Origin of the sequence: Algoriphagus sp. (genome assembly GCF_029254265.1) — a bacterium.
Taxonomy (GTDB): domain Bacteria; phylum Bacteroidota; class Bacteroidia; order Cytophagales; family Cyclobacteriaceae; genus Algoriphagus.
Genome location: NZ_JAQWXX010000058.1, coordinates 1 through 21749, shown reverse-complemented (window position 1 = coordinate 21749; position 21749 = coordinate 1). Strand labels below are relative to the sequence as shown.

General features: G+C 38.6%; 22 protein-coding genes. 10 read left to right on the top strand and 12 right to left on the bottom strand.

The window, feature by feature from the left end; all coding sequences use genetic code 11:
• Positions 1-4: 4 nt before the first annotated feature.
• Genes nadE through P8O16_RS08915 form a run of 4 tightly spaced genes read right to left on the bottom strand, consistent with a single transcriptional unit; the run spans position 5 to position 4131 of the window.
• Complete coding sequence (nadE, locus tag P8O16_RS08930; RefSeq protein WP_300313494.1) at positions 5-1843, bottom strand: NAD(+) synthase; 1839 nt, start codon at positions 1841-1843, stop codon at positions 5-7.
• A 32-nt stretch (positions 1844-1875) separates the two neighbouring features.
• Complete coding sequence (gene rnc, locus P8O16_RS08925; RefSeq protein WP_300313492.1) at positions 1876-2616, bottom strand: ribonuclease III; 741 nt, start codon at positions 2614-2616, stop codon at positions 1876-1878.
• An 8-nt stretch (positions 2617-2624) separates the two neighbouring features.
• Entirely contained in the window at positions 2625-3875 is a 1251-nt protein-coding gene (gene fabF, locus P8O16_RS08920) for a beta-ketoacyl-ACP synthase II (protein ID WP_300313490.1), read from the bottom strand.
• Between the two features lie 19 nt (positions 3876-3894).
• On the bottom strand, positions 3895-4131 hold the full coding sequence (locus P8O16_RS08915; protein ID WP_075350857.1) for an acyl carrier protein: 237 nt from the start codon (positions 4129-4131) through the stop codon (positions 3895-3897).
• A gap of 152 nt (positions 4132-4283) precedes the next feature.
• On the opposite strand from P8O16_RS08915, the gene P8O16_RS08910 reads away from it, so the two are divergent.
• The 6 genes from P8O16_RS08910 to P8O16_RS08885 all read left to right on the top strand — a co-directional run bounded on the left by P8O16_RS08910 (position 4284) and on the right by P8O16_RS08885 (position 10493).
• Positions 4284-4712, top strand: coding sequence for an IPExxxVDY family protein (locus tag P8O16_RS08910; protein WP_300313487.1), 429 nt, complete (start codon positions 4284-4286; stop codon positions 4710-4712).
• A gap of 7 nt (positions 4713-4719) precedes the next feature.
• On the top strand, positions 4720-6144 hold the full coding sequence (gene pyk, locus P8O16_RS08905; RefSeq protein ID WP_300313485.1) for a pyruvate kinase: 1425 nt from the start codon (positions 4720-4722) through the stop codon (positions 6142-6144).
• Positions 6145-6322: 178 nt separating this feature from the next.
• Complete coding sequence (locus P8O16_RS08900) at positions 6323-8188, top strand: fasciclin domain-containing protein (protein ID WP_300313484.1); 1866 nt, start codon at positions 6323-6325, stop codon at positions 8186-8188.
• Between the two features lie 157 nt (positions 8189-8345).
• On the top strand, positions 8346-9401 hold the full coding sequence (locus tag P8O16_RS08895) for a sensor histidine kinase (RefSeq protein ID WP_300313482.1): 1056 nt from the start codon (positions 8346-8348) through the stop codon (positions 9399-9401).
• On the top strand, positions 9349-10107 hold the full coding sequence (locus P8O16_RS08890; protein WP_300313480.1) for a LytTR family DNA-binding domain-containing protein: 759 nt from the start codon (positions 9349-9351) through the stop codon (positions 10105-10107). Before P8O16_RS08895 ends, P8O16_RS08890 begins: the two co-directional genes overlap by 53 nt.
• A 5-nt stretch (positions 10108-10112) precedes the next feature.
• The gene (locus tag P8O16_RS08885; protein WP_300313478.1) at positions 10113-10493 is read left to right on the top strand and encodes a hypothetical protein; all 381 of its coding nucleotides are present in this window, start codon (positions 10113-10115) and stop codon (positions 10491-10493) included.
• On the opposite strand, the gene P8O16_RS08880 is transcribed toward P8O16_RS08885, so the two are convergent.
• From P8O16_RS08880 to P8O16_RS08860, 5 genes are read right to left on the bottom strand one after another with little or no spacing between them, the layout of a single operon-like run.
• The gene (locus P8O16_RS08880) at positions 10487-12070 is read right to left on the bottom strand and encodes an NFACT RNA binding domain-containing protein (protein WP_300313476.1); all 1584 of its coding nucleotides are present in this window, start codon (positions 12068-12070) and stop codon (positions 10487-10489) included. The genes P8O16_RS08885 and P8O16_RS08880 overlap by 7 nt on opposite strands.
• Entirely contained in the window at positions 12070-12834 is a 765-nt protein-coding gene (locus P8O16_RS08875) for an MBL fold metallo-hydrolase (protein WP_300313473.1), read from the bottom strand. The genes P8O16_RS08880 and P8O16_RS08875 overlap by 1 nt, the downstream gene beginning before the upstream one ends.
• Positions 12831-13109 carry a hypothetical protein gene (locus tag P8O16_RS08870; protein ID WP_300313471.1) on the bottom strand — a complete coding sequence of 93 codons (279 nt, stop codon included), beginning with the start codon at positions 13107-13109 and terminating at the stop codon, positions 12831-12833. Before P8O16_RS08870 ends, P8O16_RS08875 begins: the two co-directional genes overlap by 4 nt.
• 3 nt (positions 13110-13112) lie before the next feature.
• Positions 13113-13490 (bottom strand): response regulator, encoded by a 378-nt coding sequence (locus tag P8O16_RS08865; RefSeq protein WP_300313470.1) that lies wholly within the window; start codon positions 13488-13490, stop codon positions 13113-13115.
• A complete protein-coding gene (locus P8O16_RS08860) occupies positions 13487-14239 on the bottom strand; it encodes a hybrid sensor histidine kinase/response regulator (protein ID WP_300313468.1) in 753 nt (250 codons plus the stop codon). The genes P8O16_RS08865 and P8O16_RS08860 overlap by 4 nt, the downstream gene beginning before the upstream one ends.
• A 46-nt stretch (positions 14240-14285) precedes the next feature.
• Here P8O16_RS08860 and miaA point away from each other — a divergent pair, with 46 nt between their 5' ends.
• Positions 14286-15194 carry a tRNA (adenosine(37)-N6)-dimethylallyltransferase MiaA gene (miaA, locus tag P8O16_RS08855; RefSeq protein WP_300313466.1) on the top strand — a complete coding sequence of 303 codons (909 nt, stop codon included), beginning with the start codon at positions 14286-14288 and terminating at the stop codon, positions 15192-15194.
• On the opposite strand, the gene P8O16_RS08850 is transcribed toward miaA, so the two are convergent.
• Together P8O16_RS08850 and pfkA are read right to left on the bottom strand one after the other, a co-directional pair.
• Positions 15182-15517, bottom strand: a complete 336-nt coding sequence (locus P8O16_RS08850; RefSeq protein WP_300313465.1) for a hypothetical protein — start codon at positions 15515-15517, stop codon at positions 15182-15184. The genes miaA and P8O16_RS08850 overlap by 13 nt on opposite strands.
• Before the next feature lie 2 nt (positions 15518-15519).
• On the bottom strand, positions 15520-16494 hold the full coding sequence (pfkA, locus tag P8O16_RS08845; RefSeq protein WP_300313463.1) for a 6-phosphofructokinase: 975 nt from the start codon (positions 16492-16494) through the stop codon (positions 15520-15522).
• A 333-nt stretch (positions 16495-16827) separates the two neighbouring features.
• Here pfkA and P8O16_RS08840 point away from each other — a divergent pair, with 333 nt between their 5' ends.
• From P8O16_RS08840 to P8O16_RS08830, 3 genes are all read left to right on the top strand, one after another.
• On the top strand, positions 16828-17718 hold the full coding sequence (locus P8O16_RS08840) for an aldo/keto reductase (RefSeq protein ID WP_300313461.1): 891 nt from the start codon (positions 16828-16830) through the stop codon (positions 17716-17718).
• Between the two features lie 65 nt (positions 17719-17783).
• A complete protein-coding gene (locus tag P8O16_RS08835; RefSeq protein ID WP_300313459.1) occupies positions 17784-19958 on the top strand; it encodes an acylase in 2175 nt (724 codons plus the stop codon).
• Between the two features lie 142 nt (positions 19959-20100).
• Positions 20101-20880 (top strand): hypothetical protein, encoded by a 780-nt coding sequence (locus P8O16_RS08830; protein ID WP_300313457.1) that lies wholly within the window; start codon positions 20101-20103, stop codon positions 20878-20880.
• A gap of 120 nt (positions 20881-21000) precedes the next feature.
• Here P8O16_RS08830 and P8O16_RS08825 read toward each other — a convergent pair whose 3' ends face one another.
• Entirely contained in the window at positions 21001-21372 is a 372-nt protein-coding gene (locus tag P8O16_RS08825; protein WP_300313455.1) for a single-stranded DNA-binding protein, read from the bottom strand.
• Positions 21373-21749: the final 377 nt, after the last annotated feature.

The window sequence follows — 21749 nt, the reverse complement described above, 5'->3', positions numbered from 1 at the left end:
GTGATTAGAGTTGTTCTAATTGTTCGAGTTCTTCATTATATCCTCCTGAGAGGATTGGGAATCTGTACCATGTTTTAGGGTCCACACTAAACTCATCTAGGTGAAAAGAAGGTGCAAATCGTTCTCTTTTCCACTGGTTTCGGGACCAAAGTTGGAAGAATTTTTTGATAAAACCCTTTAGTACTGTTGGATCGAGATCTAGTTCGTCATTTAAAATCAGATATACATCTTGTGGTGATCTTCGATCTTTTATAGCTAATTTTTCGATTTCTAAAATCACTGAATAAGGCATAAGGTCTTTTTCATCAGTTTGTGATCTTTCCAAAGGCCGTAGTTCTGCACTAGGTTGAAGAGCATTTACCCACTTAAGTCCAGGCTGGTCTAGATTTTTTTCTGCCCAAGTAAGCCATTTTAAGATGAAAAATTTATCTACCGCTGCGATCGGAGAAATGCTTCCACTGGTATCCCCGTCCATGGTGGTATAGCCAACATCACCCTCGCTTCTATTTGAAGTAGAAAGTAATAAGGCATTATTAATATTTGCAAGCATCCAGATGATCGGCGATCGAGTTCGAGCTTGGATATTTTGGAGAGTAATATCGTCCGTCTCCCAAGATAATTTTCGACCAATTGCCTTCTCAATCTTTTTAGTGTAGGAGTTAATCTCTTCGTCGATTGTCCAATTGTAGAATTTTGCACCTATACTTTCTGCAAGTTTTTCAGCACTTTGAAAAGTTTCATCTGAGGAATTTGAAGTGCCTTGGTAGGCCGTAGTCAATAATTCCCCCACAATCTCTTTCTCAGAATTATTCCCTTTCAAGGAAATCGAAATTCCAGTTTTTTGGATAAATGATTCTAAACCTAGTTCCTTTATACCTCTTTTCACCATTTCAGATACTAAAATGGCAATGGTTGAAGAATCTGCGCCGCCGGATAGCGAAAGCACAAATCCTTTTGATCGGCTTTTCCTTAAATAATCAAAAAGACCAAGAGATGCAGCTTGTACAAATTCTTCTTCTTTAGAAAGTATTGGGGTGATTTCTTGCTTTTCTGAAGAAAGAAAAAAAGATTTTACTTGGACATCCTGATATGATAAAAGCCCATTTTTAGCAATTAATTCACCAGATTTTGCAAGCATGATTTCTCCATCGAAAATCATTTTTCCAGCCTCATTTCCAAGGAGATTCACATAACAATAAAAGCAATCAAAAGTCTTTGAACTTTGAGTGACTAGTTCCTCTCTCAAAGTACTTTTACCCATCGCAAAATGACTTGCACTTGGATTAAAGATTAAATCTACTTTCCGTTCACAAAGCCTATATCCAGGACGAATGTCTCCCCTCCAGGCATCTTCGCAGATTTCAAAACCGTAATGAATTTCTTTGTGATGAAAAGTCAAATCTCCAAATGGATATTTTTCTCCTTCAAATTCCAGTTGAATGATCTCATTTGCCTTCCAAGGGGTGAACCATCGGAATTCATAATGAACTCCATCAATGGCCATAAACTGCTTTGCTACGAATCCTTTAAGTTTCGCATTTTCTATTATGGCAACTGTATTATAAACTTTGTCTTGAATTCGAACAGGCAAACCCACTGCCACAGTAATGTCTGTACAGAAAGGGATGAGCTGTGCTAGCTGTGTTAATGCTTTTCGGGGATACCAATAGCTTAAAAAAAGATCTTCGCTACCATATCCAGTTATCGAAAGTTCTGGGAAGCAAAGGATTTCAACCTGTTCATTCTTAGCTTTTTCAATACCTTCTTTGATTCGGTCTAGGTTCCCTTTCCAATCTAGTGGAGTCTGATTAAGTGTTGCTGCAGCGATTTTAATAGGGGGCATTCGTCAGTTAGGTAGACTGTAAATTTACTTGCTTAAGTTGCAATTTTGAGGATTTCGCAAGCATTTTTTGATGCTTCTTGTTCAGCTTTCTTCTTTGTAGCCCCTTTGCCTTGTGCTACTGACTCATTTTCTACATGTAAGGCCACAATAAATTCTTTGAATCGTTGATTTCCATTTATAGAAACCACTTTGTATTCAATCTGTTTATTGACCTTTTGAGACCACTCGATAATCTTGCTCTTGTAGTTGGTCGTGGTTGCAATCATATCATCCAAATCCATATGAAGCAAAATTCGATTCAGTATAAATGATTTTGTGAATTTGTAGCCTTTATCCATGTATATCGCACCGATAAATGCTTCCAAAATATCTCCGAATAAGGACTTATTGCCGGTAAAACTCCGATCACCGATTTCCATATCCAAAATCTTTTTTAATCCGATTTTTATCCCTGTATGATTTAGATTTTCTCGATTGACCAGTTTGGAGCGTGTTTCGGTCAAGAAGCCCTCATCTCTGTAAGGGTATTTCAAAAAAAGATATTCAGCCACTACCGCACCAAGAATAGCATCTCCTAAAAATTCAAGACGTTCGTTGGAGATTCTAAACCCCTTGGTTGTTTCGTCGCTGAGTCCTGTGGGAGTCAGGGATAACTTGTATAGAGATAAATTTAAAGGCCTGCTTCCTATCATCATTTTGATGGAGGAAGCAAGCCTTTTGTCTTTTTCACTTAAGAAAAAAAACTGTATCCCGAGTCTTTGAAATAATTTCAAAACTGGGATTAATTGTATTTTTTGAATATGACAGAACAATTATGTCCTCCAAATCCAAAAGTATTGCTCAACGCATAGTTGATTTCTCTTTTTTGCGCGGTATTGAAAGTTAAATTCAGACGCTTGTCAAAACTCTCATCATCCGTAAAGTGATTGATCGTAGGAGGGACTAAGCTATTGTTGATAGCATAGATACATGCAATAGCTTCTATTGCCCCTGCAGCTCCTAATAAGTGACCAGTCATTGATTTAGTACTACTGATATTCATTTTGTAAGCATGTTCTCCAAAAACCGTTTCAATCGCTTTGGTTTCACTCACATCTCCCAAAGGAGTGGAAGTACCATGAACATTTACATAATCAATCGCTTCTGGTGAAATATTAGCATCTTCTAATGCAATTTTCATCACACTGCTAGCACCAAGACCTTCAGGATGCGGAGCAGTGATGTGATTAGCATCAGCAGTCATTCCTCCACCTACAAGTTCTGCGTAAATTCTAGCGCCGCGAGCTTTAGCGAATTCATATTCTTCCAAAATCAATGCACCAGCACCTTCACCTAAAACAAATCCATCTCGATCTTTATCAAATGGTCGAGAAGCTGTTTCAGGAGAATCATTTCTTTGAGATAGTGCTTTCATGGCATTGAAACCACCTATTCCAGCCTCAGTTACTGCTGCTTCAGATCCACCACTGATAAAAATATCAGCTTTGCCTAGTCTGATGTAATTGAATGCATCAATCAGGGCATTGGTAGCAGAAGCACAGGCAGAAACGGTAACGAAGTTTGGTCCACGAAAACCGTATTTAATTGAGATAAAGCCTGCGCTGATATCAGCAATCATCTTCGGTATGAAGAATGGATTAAATCTAGGCGTACCATCACCTAAAGCGAATGCAGTCACTTCGTCTTGAAATGTCCGTAAGCCACCAATTCCTGATCCCCAGATTACTCCGGCTCTTGATTTATCAATTTTTTCAAGATCTAAACCTGAATCTACCATAGCCTCATCGGCTGCTACCATGGCAAACTGAGTGAAGGGATCCATTTTGCGCGCCTCTTTTCTATCAATAAATTGCTCGATATCAAAGTTTTTGACTTCGCATGCAAATTGTGTCTTGAATAGAGAGGCATCGAATCTAGTAATAGGCGCAGCACCGCTCACACCATTAGAAAGACCTTTCCAAAACTCTGGAGCGGTATTACCTATTGGTGTGAGAGCACCTATGCCTGTTACAACAACTCTTTTTAAATTCATGGAATGAATTTATAAATTATTACTTAACGTTTGCCTCCAAATAAGAGACAGCCTGTCCAACTGTTCCGATTTGCTCAGCTTGATCGTCAGGAATAGATAGATTGAACTCCTTTTCGAATTCCATGATTAATTCTACAGTATCAAGAGAATCAGCACCAAGATCATTGGTGAAGCTTGCCTCTAAAGTGACTTCAGACTCTTCTACGCCAAGTTTGTCAACGATGATGGCTTTTACTTTTTGTGCAATTTCAGACATTTTGTGATCAGTTTAGTTAATAACACTACGCAAAGAAATATATTTAAAACCTAATTGGCAAAGAAAAGATCGAAGTAAATTTTTATGCAAATTGCTAACTATTCCCGTTGAATTTTTATTTCTAACTTTGTTTTGATTCATTTTCTTCCCTAATGAAGAAGTCCAAATTAATAGTTGAACATGCGTATGATTTTGACCTTTTGGGGCTTGTCTCCCCTGTAAGGGACTATAAGGCTGCTTGGTTAATCAATCGAGAGCTCGAACTTAATTTAGTAAAAGTGGAAGATTTGGAACTTGATTTTTACAATGGAACTTCCCTAAAAATCTCACAATATTTTCTTTCTTTGCCACACGGTTTTGTTCAACTTCTGAAAAACAAAGCGCTGAATTCAACAAATCAGATTTCTTACCTTATCCCTGAACTCCGATCAATGGATTATTTCCTTTTGGTTCAAGACGAGACCTTTCAGATAAGTATTAATACATTTGCTGAGAAGCTATCTCAAAATCCATTAGTTCAGAATGTGATGAAACTTGATGTATCTAAATTAAAATCAAAAGAAAACCTATTAACCTACTAATAATCTAATGAGTAATTTCAACAAGACCAAAATCCTTGCGACGATCGGTCCCGCATCAAATAATTATGAAACAATAAAAAGCCTTGCAGCTGCGGGTGCTAATGTGTTTCGATTAAATTTTTCTCATGGATCGCATGAAATCCACCAAGAAGTAATCCAAATTATTCGACAAGTAAACCAAGAACTAAATACCCATCTTGGAATACTTCAAGATCTTCAAGGGCCTAAAATCCGTGTTGGGGAAGTGGAAAATAATGGAGTCCAAATCAATCCGGGTGATCAAATCACCATCACAAATGACCCTGTGGTCGGGACAAGCTCTTTAGTCAGTACGGTCTACCAAAACTTGCCAAATGATGTTGTATCGGGAGATAGAATTTTGATTGACGATGGTAATCTCGAAGTGTTGGTGAATAATACTGATGGTAAAAATGTCAACTGTACTGTTATTCATGGAGGAATCCTTAAATCAAGAAAAGGTATTAATCTCCCAAACACGAAAGTCAGCGCTCCATCTCTTACAAATAAAGATAAAGAGGATTTGATATTTGGTTTGAGTCAAGATGTTGATTGGATTGCGCTTTCTTTTGTAAGAACTGCAGAGGATATCATAGATCTAAGAAATAGGATTGAAGCAGCAGGAAAAGTTTGTAAAATCGTAGCTAAAATCGAGAAACCTGAAGCATTAGAAAATATAGATGCAATCATCGCTGAAACTGATGCTATAATGGTGGCAAGAGGAGATTTGGGAGTCGAAGTTCCAATGGAGATTGTTCCCCTTTGGCAAAAGAGAATCGTAGAAAAGTGTAAGCTCGCTTGCAAACCTGTGATCATCGCTACCCAGATGATGGAGAGTATGATCGTCAATCCTAGACCAACCCGTGCGGAGACAAACGACGTTGCCAATGCGGTATTAGACGGAGCAGATGCAGTGATGCTATCTGCTGAAACTGCCTCTGGAAAATATCCTGTAAATGCAGTAAAAGCGATGAGCAGCATTATCAGCTATCTGGAGGAGAATGCAGATATTTATCACAACCTTTACAAAATCCCTGAAGAAGACGAGACTTTTCTAAGTAATAACCTTTTGTTGATGGCTTCAAGACTTTCCCGAAATGTGAAAGCAAAAGCTATTGTAGGAATTACTTCGTCCGGTTTTACTGGTTTTAGAATCGCTTCACATCGACCTTTGGCTAATATTTTTGTATTTACAAGAAATAAGCAATTGCTGACGCAAATGAGCCTTGTTTGGGGAGTAAGAGCATATTTATACAGCAATCAAATCTCTACTGATGCTACTTTCACAGATATCGAGAATAAACTTAAATCTGACGGGCATGTAAATGCAGGTGATGTGATTATTAACACTGCGAGTATGCCTCTGAAAGCAAAAGGTAGAACCAATATGCTTAAGGTTCACGTAGTAGAATAGAATAGAATAGAAGAAAAAAATAGATTAAAAGAGATTCAGAAATGAATCTCTTTTTTATTTCAAGACAATTCACTAACACCATTCCACAGTTCAACTTGCAAATCTGACAGTTCATCATGAATTGCAAATCCTATTTGAGTTAGGCGAGTTAAAGAGTCATAAATAACCAAATCAAACTATGACTAAACTATTCAAATTCCTCTTTTTAGGAGCACTGTTTGCAACAGTGTTATCCTGTGTGAGTGATGATTACCAGGGGCCAATCCCTTATCCCACACTCATTGAAGCATCTCAAGATGCAGGTTTAACAACTCTTGTGACTTCTATCCGAGCTATCCCAGGATTAGAAGCAGCTCTTCAGGATCAAAATGCGATCACTGTTTTTGCTCCTACTAATGAAGCATTTGCGAATGCACTTGTCCAATTTGGTGCTACAGATTTAAACGATTTAGTAGTTAAGTTGGGTGGTGCAATGAACCTACAAACTGTTCTAGGTTTTCACGTAGTGCCTGCTGCAGCTTTTTCTGATCAACTTAGAGAGACAAATACGTTTACTACTCTTGCAAATCAGCAAATTACTGTAAATAACAATGGTGGGTCTATTACTGTCATCGATGCTGCTGGAAATACGGCAAGAGTTATCCAAGGTGATATTGAAATTGAAAATGGTGTAGTCCATATTATTGATAGAGTATTGATTCCAAGCATCGAATTACCAAAGCCAAATTTGGTTGAAGCTGCTACTGATGCAGGATTAACAACTTTACTTGCGGCTGTTACTGCAGTTCCAGGTTTGCCTGACGCACTTCTTTCTGCTGGAGCAATTACTGTTTTTGCTCCTACAAATGAAGCTTTTGCTGCTGCATTGGAAGTATTTAATGCAGCCGATCTAAATGAATTGGTGATTAAAATTGGTGGAGCTACCAATTTGGAAAAAGTTCTAGGTTTTCACGTAGTGCCTGCTGTCGCTTTCTCAGGTGATTTAGCGGCAACTAATTCATTTACAACACTTTCAGGGCAAAATATTACAGTCACTAAATCAGGATCGACTGTTACTGTGACCGATGCTTTGGGAAGAACCGCTCAAGTAGTTGCTGCTGATGTGGAGATTTCAAACGGTGTTGTACACGTGATCAATGGAGTTATGCTTCCTGATTTGATGTTGCCAACAGTAGTTGAAGCTGCAAATGCAGCAGGATTAACCACTTTACTAGCTGCTGTGACTGCGGCAGATCTTGGAGGAGCTCTTCTAAATGCAGATGCAATTACTGTGTTTGCTCCTACTAATGATGCATTTAATGCAGCTTTGTCTGCCTTCGGTGTAACTAACTTAAACCAGTTGGTTGCTAAAATCGGAGGAATCGAAAATTTACAAACTATTTTAGGATTCCATGTAGTACCGGCAGTAGCTTTCTCAACGGACTTAGCAGCTACCAATACCTTTACAACTCTTGCAGGCCAAGATCTCACAGTGACCAAATCTTCTTCTGGAGTAACAGTTACAGATGCTCTTGGAAACACTGCCAATGTCGTTGCTGCTGACGTAGCAATTGAGAATGGTGTAGTGCATGTCATCGATGGAGTACTTCTACCTGAGTATAGTCTGCCTAATGTGGTAGAAGCAGCTACTGCTGCGAATCTTACGGTATTACTTGATGCAGTGACTGCAGCAGGACTTGGTGGAACTTTGCTTGATGCAGATGCTATTACAGTTTTTGCCCCTACAAATCAGGCTTTCTTAAACCTTCTTTCAAGCTTAAATCTAAACTCTTTGCAAGCATTAATCGATGCCTTAGGTGTAGACGCGGTGACTAAAGTGCTTGGTTTCCATGTGGTACCAGCTACAGCTTTCTCTTTTGACCTTGCAGAAGGTGACCAAATGGTGCCGACTCTTGCAGGCGAAATGCTATTGGTAAACAGAACAGGAAATGCAGTAAAAGTTACTGACAAGGCAGGAAATGTATATTCAGTGGTAGCGGCAGATGTAGCCATTAAAAATGGAGTTGTCCATGTCATCGACGGGGTTTTACTTCCAACTTTATAATCAAACCAACGAGTTATTTAACTTCCAAATCAAAAGGGACAGAATTTCTGTCCCTTTTATTTCCACTTTAAAAGCTGAGTCTTAGCTTTCAAATAAATAACTCACTAATCGAATTCTAAACAAGAAAATCCTAGAAAGTTAGAGGAGCGAGCAGTATATGTTTAAGCATCGATTTAATTTTATTTTTGCAGGATTATTAGGGCTTTATTCCTTCTGGAATATTGTGACCTTGGAAGGAGACCGTCTTTTTCAGGCAGAGCTTCCCTCTCGAGATCTTTTTTATGTAGTGATTTTTCTTGCTTATTCGGTCTGGTATGTTAATCTCGGTATCGAGAAATTCATCCTTCCCAGAGTTAAAGTTATTCATCCTTTAATTCTTCAGTTTTCTACAAGTCTAATTCTGGTAACATTAATTGCTTTAATCTCTGTAGAAATTACAGGGATAATATTTGGAGGAGCATTTGCTTTTTCATTTCAAAATTTCTTACTCACGCTTGGGTTCACTTTTCGAATCAATCTTTTTTTGAATTGTGTGAATGCGATTTTTTTCTTCAATAATAAATTCAACGAAAAAGCACTTGAGGCGGAAAAGCTCAAAACGCTCACAACTCAGGCAAAGCTGGAATCAATCAACACCCAATTAAATCCCCACTTCTTTTTCAATAATCTCAGTGCTCTTTCTGTTTTGATCCATGAAGATGTCAAACAGGCTGATGCTTATTTGCAGCGATTGAGCATTATTTATAGGTATATTTTGAATAATCAGAATCAGGAATTGGTGACAATAGCTGAAGAATTGGATTTTTTGAAAAATTATATTGAATTACTTTCCATTCGGTTCAAGGATTCATTGTCCTTCAAAATGGAGCTGGATTCAAACTGTAAAGACAAGTTAATTCCTCCAGCCGTTTTACAATTATTAGTCGAAAACGCTGTAAAGCATAATTATTTCACACTCAAAGAGCCACTTCAGATCCAAATAAAAAGTGATTGTAATCAAATAGAAGTTTTCAATCTGAAGCAGCCAAAAAATGTTTCCGAGGAGTCAACAGGTATAGGACTTCAAAACATATCCGAGAGATATAGGTTTCTTAATTTGTCTATCCATGTTGAAGATGGAATAGACTCATTCAAGGTCATATTACCATTAATAGAAACCGATGAACATACTTTTAGTAGAAGACGAACCTTTAGCTCAACAGCGAATAAGTAGCATTTTGGCGAAAAACTTTCCGGAGTGGAAGATTTTGGATACAGCTCAGAGTATAAAAGAATTTCAAGCAAGTTTAGATTTATTTCCTCAGGTCGATTTGATTTTTTGTGACATTCATCTTGCAGATGGGTTAAGTTTTCAGGCTTTTGAGGGAAAAAAAATTAATACTCCAGTTATTTTTATCACAGCCTACGATCAATACGCGTTGCAATCATTTGATCACAACTGTATCGATTATGTATTGAAACCTATCGAAGAAGATCGATTAGTTAAAGCTTGTCAAAAAGCCATTCAGACTCCTCTTAAGGCCTTGTCGACCGAATTTGTTAAAAACTTTTTAATTAATTATTCACAAAAATCTTATAAAAAAAGATTCCTTACTAAAACTGGAAATCGTTTTTCGTTTGTAACAGTCGATCAGGTAAGTTATTTTTATTCTGAGGGCGGGATGACATATTTGATTGAGAATGGATCTCAGCAGCGTATGTTGATTGATTATTCGCTAAATGAGTTGGAATCCAGCTTGTTAGATCCGATGAAATTTTATCGTGTCAAAAGATCAATGATTATCAATCTCGATTCACTTGTAGAAATCCGACCTTACCATAATGGACGCTTAGTATTAGGTATGAATTCTAAAAGTGATGAAGCTATTGTGGTCGCTCGCGAGCGGGTGAATGAATTCAAAAATTGGATTAATCAATAAATTTTATGCTGAAAGCATTCTTATTGACGCTAAGCTTAGTCTTGGGATTTTGTTTTATAGCAAAAAGTCAAACATCAAGTTTACCTTCTATTGATTCATTAAAAAGGGCTATTATTGAGCTGGATCATGAGATTTATGAAGTAAAGCTGAACTTACATAATTCTCAAAAACAGCTGAAAACCGGAATTTTAGTGGCCACTATTGGTTATACGGTAACAATTATAGGTGGGCAATTGCTAGGTACAGAACCAGATCTGGGAAAAACGTTACTGTATGTAGGTGGTGCTACTGGAATTGCCGGGACCTTTATTTTGGTGAAAGGATTTAAGAAAATTAGCCTCGGGGCGCCCGCTCCACCACCAAATTATTATCCAAATAGTTATTGAATTTCTTTCCCGAATATAACCTCTGGTCCAGCCGGTTGTACTAGAATGACCTTTTCCTTTTCCACTACTACAGAGCCTGGAGCTGAACCTTTTACTTTTCTGACAAATTTCACCGGAGTGTAGATCACAGGGGCTAGTGATTCAGTTTTGTTTTTAGAATAGAATGCTGCTAGTTGTGCAGCGGCTTCCAAAACACGAGTAGGAGCAGGGTGATTTACGACATTTTTGACCAAGACATGTGATCCTGATACCATTCTGGCATGAAGCCATAGGTCATCTTTTTTAGCATATTCCCGAAGCATATCATCATTAGATTGGGCTGATTTTCCGACCCAAATCGTATATCCTTCCAGTTCAAAAACTTTGAATGGAAGGCTTTCTGTCTCTTTTTGTATGGCTTTGTCTTCCCCATGTTTCTTCTTGAATTCTTTCAGCCCTCGATAATCATCAATTGCGAAAAGTGCATCTATTTTTGATTTCAAAGCCTCAGAAACAGCCCTTTTATTTTCGATAGTTTTTTCAATTTGTTTCCATTCCAGCTTTCTGTTCTTGCTTTTTCGATAGAGTGAGGCCGCAAAATCTTGTGGTTTCTGGTTGGGTTTTAAAGTGACTTTTACTTGCTTCCCACTATAAAAATCAAAAAGCTCAACCTCGGATTTTCCATTATCAAAAAGATGCAAATTTGCCATTACTACGTCGGCAAGGTTAGATGGAGGGGCAGAATCTCTTAATTCCAGGAGTTTTTGACTCGATTTTTCAATGTAAGATGTCTGTCTTTTGAGTTGTTCTTGATATTTTTTGAGTAAGGTGTTTTTTTCTTTTTCAAAACTCCCTTTGACTAGCGCTTGGTAGTAAAGCTCATTTACAGCCTGGACCGGATTGGAAAATGTACTGATCGAATCTGCCTCCGGAAGAAGACTTAGGCGAACTTCTCCAGATTCTTCTACCAAAGAAAAAAGCGGTGTCTCCAGCATATCCATCAACTCTTCCATCATTTCCCATCTCTGTAAAAGATTGGATTCCAGATAGCCTTGATTTTTTAGCCATCGTCTTGGAAAAGTTCCTAAGGTAGGGAGGAATTTGGAGGCATTGCTTTCCAGTTTTTCAAATTGATCGAAACTTAAGTCGAGATCTTTCTCAAGTTCATTCCAATCCAAAGATTTGTCCTCTACTAATTCATTTCGAAATGTTTTTTCAGGGACATTAGCATCTGATAGATACAGTAGCACATTGCTCCGGTTACCATGAAGTTTAAATAGTAATTTTTTTCCGGAGTCCAGTGAGAAATAAAAAGCCCGCTCAAAAGAAAGGAGTTCACAACCTGTGATTTTCTCTCCAATAAGCTCCTTAAAGAAGTTCATGCTGTTCCTTTTGGCTCGTTTAAAGTCATCTGGAAAAGCCAAATAAATTTGGGGAGGGTTGAGATGAGCTTTTAGGTATTGCGTTCCTTTTTCATCTTTTGCCTCAAGGATAAGCTCATTCTTGTTTTGGGAAAAACAGGCAGTGACTTCTTTTCCACGAAAAAGACGATCTAATTCAGGACAAAGGAATTTTAGGAAATGGTAATTAAGATGCATTAAGGTAAAGATATCTCCAGCCCGTCATATCCCAAAGAAATCCCGGATGGTAGATCTTGATCTACTTCGGCATGAAGTCCCATTCGATGCGATATATGCGTAAAATATGTCTGTCGAGCTCCTATCTTTTGAGCCATTGAAATAGCTTCGTCAAGGGTGAAATGGGAAATATGAGACTCTTTTTGAAGCGCGTTCAGCACCAAAACATCTGTTCCTTCGATAAGTTTTAGTGATTCATCCGGGATGAAGTTGGCATCAGTGATGTAAGTGAAGTCTTTAATTCTAAATCCTAAAACAGGTAGCTTGTAATGCATCACTGGAATCGGAATAATTGGGATTTTGGATACCACAAAAGGGTTTGTGTCGATTTCGACTGCTTCCACTTGAGGAACGCCTGGGTATCTATTACCTGAAAAAATATAGGCAAATTCGCGCTTAATCTGTTCTAGTACTTGGTGCCTGCCAAAAACAGGCATGTCTTTTTTTTGTTTGAAATTAAATGGACGAATGTCATCCAAACCTGCGGTATGGTCTTTATGCTCATGTGTCAAAAGTACTGCGTCCAGTTTTTGAATGTCTGCTCTGAGCATTTGCATTCGGAAATCCGGACCCGTATCAATCACCAAACTCATACCATTCACTTCAATATGGATGGAAGACCTAAATCTCTTATCGCGAAAATCCAATGATTTACAAACATCGCAAGAACAGCCAATGACTGGCACTCCTTGGGAAGTTCCGGTACCGAGTAGTGTTATTTTCAAAACTTAAGTTGGGTTTGTCTCAGTTCGGTCAAAAAGTCTTGATTGGCTTTATCAGAAAAATCCTGGGGATTGAAATTCAATTCAGTCAGAATGTCGATTAAGGCGTTTATTTTACCTTCTAGGGGGAAATATTTGTTCACGATCACAATTTTGTTCTCGTTCAAGACACAATAACCGGATTTGAAGTTCCCCTTTTCATATCTCAGCATGTATTCTGAGGCAGCAAAGAGATTCTCTAATTTGTCCAAGAAATGTTTTGTGTACTTGATGGCCATACTTTAGCTCAGATATTTTTTTACAGTGGCCAGGACCATATCAAAATCAAGAGGCTTCTGGATGAATTCATTAAATCCGATTTTCCGAAATTCAACTATTGTGTAATTGTTCATATTTCCTGAAATAGCAATGATCGGCAACTTTGACTTAACAGGATCCGAAAGTGCCCGAATTGCTTTTGTACATTCTATTCCATCGAGGACAGGCATATTCAAATCCATTAAAATCAAGTCAAAATCCTCTTTTTCCAACAATTCTAAGACTTGTTTTCCATTTCTGGCTGCCTTCATTTCATAATTTTCGAAAGCCAAGACACTCCGGGTCAAATTAATGATAATGGAACTGTCCTCTCCAACAAGAATTCTTTTTTGATCGCTCATAATTCAAAAATAGTTGCTTCTTTAATAAAATTTTCAAACAATTTTTTCTCTTTTTCCAGTTTTGAAAACAATTTTTCAACTTCTGGCCACTCTTTTTTTTTGGTAAATGATTCTAAGTCAATCGCAATGAGGTAAATAGAATTTGCACCAATTGTTCCGGAGTTTCCTTTTAAGGTATGAAAAATCTCCGCTAGTTCAGAGGTGTTTTTTGAGTTTATCACCTTGTGATATTTTTCTACTAATTTGGTTAATTCTAATGCAAAGTCATTTAAAACCTTTTTAACAGTCTCTTTAGAATTATATTTCATCAATTGAGAAACTACATTTTGGTCAAGAAGAACATTAGGTACTTCTATTTCATCCGAAATTGAAATTTCTTCCAATCCAGTTTCTAAATAAATTTTCAATATTTCTAAAAATCGTTTGGTTCGGATGGGTTTAGTCAAAAAATCATTAAATCCCATTTGTAAAAATTCTGCCTTGTCAAACTCTTCCGCATAAGCTGAAACTGCCACAACAGGGGAGTTGCTCAATTCCAACTGACGGATTTTTTTCAGTGCAGTGATTCCATCCATTTTTGGCATTTGAATATCCATCAAGATCAAGTCAAAGGTTTCTTGATTCAGCAAATTAATCGCTTCAATGCCGTTTATTGCGCTTTTATAGCTCCAATATTGCCCGATCAAATTCTCAAATAGCTTTCGGTTCAGATCATTGTCTTCTACGATAAGGACCTTTTTGCTTTTCATTTATTTACCTTTGAAATTCTCATCAAATAAGTAAGACAAAAATAAATTGAAATCACAGTATTATTTGATTCTTATTGTAGGTCCGACAGCAGTGGGAAAGACAGAATTGTGTATCAATCTTGCTAAGAAGTATCAGACCGAAATTCTTTCCTGTGACAGTAGGCAGTTTTACAGGGAAATGAATTTGGGTACTGCCAAACCTACATCGGAAGAGCTGAAATCAGTTCCGCATCATTTTATTAATTCCCGCTCAATAGAGGAGGACTACGATGTTAAACAGTTTGAACAGGATGCTATTACACTTTTAGAACAACTTTTTGCTAAAAAAAATGTGGTAATAATGACTGGAGGATCGGGACTTTTTGCGGATGCTGTTGTCAATGGTTTGGACGAAATGCCCACCATTGATTCTCGAATTCGTGAGCAGGTTATTAAAGATTATCAGGAAAAAGGGATTGCTTTTCTACAGTCTGAAGTTCAGAAAATGGATCCCGATTATTTTGAAATGGTGGATCAGCTTAATCCCCAGCGACTGATGCGAGCACTGGAAGTGATCAGAGGAACAGGGAAGCCCTTCAGTTCATTTAGAATTAAAAAGAAAGCAGATAGACCTTTTAAAGTGATAAAAATTGGCTTGGAACGACCAAGACCTGAATTGTATGAAAGAATTGAAAGGCGAATGGATCAGATGATTCAGGCTGGACTTTTTGACGAAGCGGATGCGCTCTTTGGAAAGCGTCATCTGAATTCACTTCAAACACTAGGCTATACCGAAATCTTTGATTTTTTAGAAGGAAAATATGATCGAGCAGAAGCTATACGACTTCTGAAGCGAAACTCCAGAAGATACGCCAAAAGACAATTGACCTGGTTTAAAAAAGATCCAGATATTAAATGGTTTAATCCTGAAAATCAGATTGATATATTCAATTTTATCTCTGATCAAATCTCCTGAAAACCAGATATTTTTGCCACCCAGTTATAAGGGCCTTTTTTGATCAGCTGATTGTATTGGTGGCGATTTATTTTCATTTCTCGGATGAGATCTGAGGCTTTTGCAGCTAAGCTTTTTGTTAGCTCTTGGCTTTTTAACAAACTGATCAGTTCTTCAGGCTTTTGAGTTTCCCCTATAAGCAAACCTAACTCCGGATTGAGAGATTTTAGTTTGAAAAGCAACTCCTTTTGCAAATTAAATTTACGCTGAAGGGTGTTTTTGACTGTTAGAAAAAACAGGAGGATTGCTCCTCCCATTGTAAGAAATATAGGAATAAACCCCATTATTAAATATTTAAGATATCTATAAGTTTCAAGTGATCAGGGTTGAGAGGCTTGGCTTTGCCGATGCAATCCGCAAATGGAGTATAGCGGATCTCTTGATTGACTACACCTGCCATGTGGAATTGATGGCCGGCAATTAATCCCTCTACAGCAGCCATTCCACATCTACTTGCTAAAACCCGATCTCTGGCAGTTGGGCTGCCTCCTCGTTGAATATGTCCGAGTGTAGTGACTTTGAAGTCTTTGTTTTTGTCATTAAGCTTCTCTTTTACCTTTTGCATAATCACTTCGGCATTTCCCTCATCATCTCCTTCAGCCACTACGATGATGCTTGAGGATTTGCTTTTTCGAAGGTTTTTCAATGATTTTACAACTTGGTTTAGATCTGTTTTGGTTTCTGGAACCATCACAAATTCTGCTCCACCTCCGATTCCAGACTCCACTGCAATGAATCCAGCATCTCGACCCATCACCTCAATAAAGAAAATCCGGTCGTGCGCTGCAGCGGTATCTCTGATTTTATCAATAGCTTCCAAAGCAGTATTTACAGCGGTATCAAAACCGATGGTGTAATCCGTTCCATATAGGTCGTTGTCAATGGTTCCGGGGCAGCCAACAGTGGGAATGCCGTATTCTTCAAAGAAGATTTTTGCTCCGGTAAAAGTCCCGTCACCACCGATAGCAACTACACCTTCTATTCCAAATTCTTTCAAATTTTCGTAGGCTTTTTTTCTTCCCTCGGGGGTTCTAAACTCTTGGGATCGAGCGGATTTAAGAATTGTACCACCTCGCTGAACGATATTACTTACTGAGTAAGACTGCATTCGCCTGATGTCTCCTTCAATCATTCCCTCATATCCACGATATATTCCATACACTTCAAGGCCTTTAAAGATAGCTGTTCGGACTACTGCTCTGACACAAGCATTCATTCCGGGACTGTCTCCTCCTGAAGTAAAAACTGCGATTTTTTTCATCTGGTTACAATTGATTTTCAAGGGTCATATTGAACCTCTCAACACAAATAATTATCCAAATGTGCGGATTTTCAAATATGCTTGATTCCATTTAAATAGGTTTAAGTGCCCAAAAATAGGGATTAAAGCGCGATCGAACTTGATTTAACGAATTAATAAAATTTTAAATCTTGGAACTCAACGTGATTTTTTGATAAGAAGCTGAAAATTGGGAATTTGTTTGAATGAAATAGAGAAAGATGCGGACTTCAAAGGTAGGTTTGATTATAATGCGAGATTTCCCCTAAACCGACTAAGGGCTGGCTATTGGGATTAAAAACAAATTTTAAACAGATGAAATATAAAGAGCTCTCAGAATCTAAAATCCAAGTAAGTGAGATCGGACTCGGTTGTATGTCGCTTAGTCCTGAGTCGAATTCCTCAAAGTCAGTTATTGAAGCTGCGATTTCTGGAGGAATTAGTTTTCTGGATACAGCCGATTTATATTCCCAAGGCTGGAATGAAAAAGCAGTTGGTCAGGCGATTAAAAGTGTTCGGAGTCAGGTGATTCTTGCTACAAAAGTCGGCAATGAATTGCGGGCCGACGGTTCAGGTTGGGATTGGAATCCAAAGAAAAGCTACATTCTCAAAGCGGTGGAAGATAGCCTTTCCCGTCTCCAAACTGACTACATCGACCTCTATCAACTCCATGGCGGGACGATAGAAGATCCCTGGGATGAAACTTTGGAAGCTTTTGAAATCTTGAAAGCACAAGGGAAAATCCGAGCTTTTGGAATTTCTTCAATTCGCCCAAATGTGATTAGGGAGGTTTTGTCAAAGAGTAATCCTGCCACCATCATGATGCAATACAACCCGCTCGATCGTAGGCCAGAGGAAATAGCTTTTCCAGCAATAGAGAAAAGTTCGGCCAAGGTTTTGGTTAGAGGAGCTTTTGTCAAAGGATTGCTAATTGATAAGACGCCTAAGTCATTTTTAAATTATGATGCCAATCAAGTGAAGAGATTTCAGGATTTTGTGAATGACCAAGATTTCTCCCCTGAAGCTTTTTTGATCCGTTTTGGACTAGCCCAACCTGTGGTTGCCTCACTTGTCATCGGGGCAAGTTCAGTGGCACAGGTTGAAAAAATGGTTGCAGGATATGGGCAGAGCCAAGTCATTCCTGAAGAAACTCTAAAACTATTTCAGCAAAAATTTCCCGTTAATCACTACGATTCCCACCGTTAAAAATTCCACTTGCTGAGTCAGTAAGATTCGTTTACTTTCAAGCTTTCAAAGAAATATATCTCCCTATGAAGAAATTCCTTTCGCTTATTATTCTAGCCAGTTTTATCTTTTCCTGTCAAAATACTGCCCCCAAATCCGATCTCGAAACCAAAGCGGAGCAAGTAGAGATCATCCGAGATGATTTTGGAGTGCCACATATTTATGGGAAAACCGATGCCGATGTGGTGTTTGGATTGCTGTATGCACAATGCGAAGACGATTTCAGAAGAGTGGAGCGAAACTATATCTGGGCAACCGGAAGATTGGCTGAACTGGAAGGGGAGGAGGCGATCTATTCTGATCTCCGGGCAAATCTCTACATGACTGAAGCAGAAGCCAAAGCGGCTTATGAAAAAGCTCCGGATTGGTTGAAAGCACTTTGTCAGGCTTTTGCTGATGGGGTAAATTACTATTTGGAAACTCACCCAGAAGTGACACCTCAGGTGATCACGCATTATGAACCTTGGATGCCTATGTTTTTCTCCGAGGGTTCTATTGGTGGAGATATTGAGCAGATTCCTACGCGGAGGATCAAAGCTTTTTATGAAGAGAATAAGGCTCTGGCACTTAATGAATATAGGAATGGACTCAATCATCAAGAAATGCTTGACGAGCCAAAAGGTTCTAATGGAATCGCAGTAGCAGGTGAACTGACCGAATCAGGAAATGCCATGCTATTGATCAATCCTCATACTTCTTTCTATTTCCGGCCGGAAGTACATGTAGTCAGTGAAGAAGGACTAAATGCTTATGGAGCGGTGACTTGGGGGCAGTTTTTTGTTTATCAGGGTTTCAATGAAAAAACGGGTTGGATTCATACTTCCACATTTGTAGATTTTATAGATGAGTTTGTCGAAAATGTTTCTGAAAAAGACGGCAAATTTCAATATCAATATGGAGATGAAATGCGGGATGTGGTGGCTCAGGATGTCACGCTGAAATACAAAGAAGGAGAAGCACTCAAAGAAAAGACCTTTACGTTTTATAGAACTCACCATGGTCCGATCACCCATAAAATCGATGATAAATGGGTTGCCACCAAAATCAATTGGGATCCAGTCAATGCATTGACACAAAGTTATACTCGAACTAAGTTGGGCAACTATGCCGAATTCAAGAAGATGATGGATATCCGAACCAACTCTTCAAACAATACTGTATTTGCTGATGCCGAGGGAAATATTGCCTACTTCCATGGTAATTTCATCCCAAAGCGCGACGATTCATTTGACTTCCAGCGCCCTGTGGATGGCTCCAATCCGAAAACAGACTGGACTGGAATCCATACGGTAGATGAAAGTATTTTGATCCTGAATCCTGGAACAGGCTGGATTCAAAACACCAACTCTACGCCGTTCACTGCAGCTGGAGAGTTTAGCCCAAAGCAGTCTGATTATCCCAAATATATGGCTCCGGATCAGGAAAATTACCGAGCACTTCATGCAGTAAAAGTTTTGAAGGATGCTAAGAATTTGACTTTGGATAGCTTTATAAAATTGGCATATGATCCTTATTTGCCAGCATTTGAAGTCTTGATTCCAATGTTGATGAAAGCTTATGACCAAGAAGGAGGAGCGGATCCAAACTTGACTGAGCCAATCAAGATTCTTAAAGATTGGGATTACCGGACTTCCAAAGAATCTGTAGCCATGTCTTTGGCGCATTTCTTTGGGATGAATTTTATGCGAAATCATGGGAATATCAATTACCTGATTCCGTTCAATGCGGCAAATGGTAAAGTTCCGAACCCAAGTGAAACAGAAATACTAGCTACTTTTTCAGAGACACTTGATGCAATGAATACTGACCTTGGTAGCTGGAATACCCCATGGGGAGAAATCAATAGATTCCAACGCTTGACAGGAGATATCGACCTAAAGTTTGATGATAGCAAGCCTTACATTCCAGTGGGATTAGCTTCCGGTACTTGGGGAGCTTTGGCGGCGTATGGCGCAAGAGCTACTGAAGATACTAAGCGCCTGTATGGTTACCGTGGAAATAGCTTTGTGGCAGTGGTTGAGTTTGGCGAAAAAGTAAAAGCCAAAAGTATGCTTGCAGGCGGACAAAGTGCAGATCCTACTTCCCCACATTTTTATGATCAGGCGCAGCGCTATGCGGATGCAAATTTCAAGGATGTGGCATTTTATCGAGCAGATGTAGAAAAGCGGATGGAAGAGAAGTACAATCCGGGAAAGCGATAAATTTTAATTCAAAAGAAGAATTAATAAATCGAGCGGATAGTTGATTGGTAAAAAGGGCGAATAATCATTCGCCCTTTTTTCTGATGATCCTTTCTAATCCTTAATTGGGAATGAGAACGATTTCCTTTTGTACCTTTATGCCATGAAAGAAGGCGCAAGAATTAATGGTCAAGTTATTCGATATATAGAAGATAAAAACTATGGTTTTATTGAAAGTGAAAAAGGAGATGTTTTCTTTTTTAAAAATGACCGGAAGCGGCAAAAAGAATTAAAGCGAGAAGGAAAAATTGATCGGGTGCACAACTATACTTCCGGTGATGAAGTGACTTTTATACCTGCCAAATCTCCAGACCCAGAATTAGGAGCCTTTGCCTCGGAAGTGAGTTTTGTGAGCAATGCCAAAAGAACTGCTCTTGCCGATGAATCTGAAGCTAAAGGAGTTCTTCAAGGGACATTAAAGAAATTGGAAGATGATACCTGGTTTGTGGTTCATACGAACACCAACATTTACCTGCCACTGCCTATTTCGAAATGGGAAATCGATCTGGAAAAAACGTATGAATCCAGAGTGGATCAACTCGTAGGTTTCAAACTAACTCAAACCCATAATCTGGATAAACTAAGTGCAATTCTTATTGATCGAAGATTCAGTCCTAATTTCCAACTATTGAGAGATCACTACGAGGATCAGACTACCTTAAAAGTGACTGTGACAGGAAAAAATCAACATGGTTATTTTGCGAAATTAGCTTTCGGAGACTTTGTAGGTTTTATAAAACTGGATAAAAATGCCTCGAGGATTCAAGCAGCGGAATACAAGCAAATCCAAAAAGATCAGGAAGTTTGGGTGAAGCTTCAGCGCCTTCAGGAAAATCAAGTGCAATTGCCTTTGTCTTTCTACAGCTTAGAGGAGCAGAGTTGATCTAATTTGTTGCGAATTTCGAATTCAAAATCGAGTTGGTGAGTTCGACTCGAAAGCAAAAGCATAAAAAAAGGCAGGATAATTGAATATCCTGCCTTTGATTTTTAAAATGGATAAATGCTAAAATGGAAGATCTGCTTCCATTTTTTCTTTTCGTTCTGAGCTGCCCATCAAGAGAATTTCATTGACAACGATCTCAGTGATGTAGCGCTTCACGCCATCCTTATCGGTATAGTCCCGATTGCTGATTTTACCTTCGATGGCGATCTCTGAACCCTTGTCCGTGTACTTGTCCAGCAGCTCTGCATTTTTGCCCCAGATGACGAGATTATGCCAAGTGGTATCAGTGATTTTCTCACCCTTCTGATTTCTATAGATTTCATTTGTGGCGAGGGATACCTTGCCTACGACCTTGCCACTTTCTAGGGTTTTCAATTCGATTTTGGATCCCATGTGACCGATTAGCTGAACTTTGTTTCTTAGCGCATTCATAATGTTTGTTGTTTTGGTTAGAAAATTTGTTTGTCGTTTTCGCCAGAGGAAAAACTTATGGTCCAAAGTTGCAGGGTCAGTCAAGGCTAAGTCGGTAGCTATCCATTTGTATCCGATTGTATCCGTTTGTTGTCGGATAAATCGCGATTAGCCCTAAACTAGATGGGTATTTAATGAAAAAAAGTTTTTAGGTTTAGGGAGGATATAGCGGAAATAGCCGCAATTGCGGATATATTATGTTGTGCTTCATTATCAGAAACTGTTCCTAATTGCTTAAATAACTGGACCGGTTTTGTTGCCTAAACTAGGAACAAAATGATCGAAGAACTAATCAAAAATGCACGACTTACCTCGAGTGGTCGTAAGTTGCTTACCTC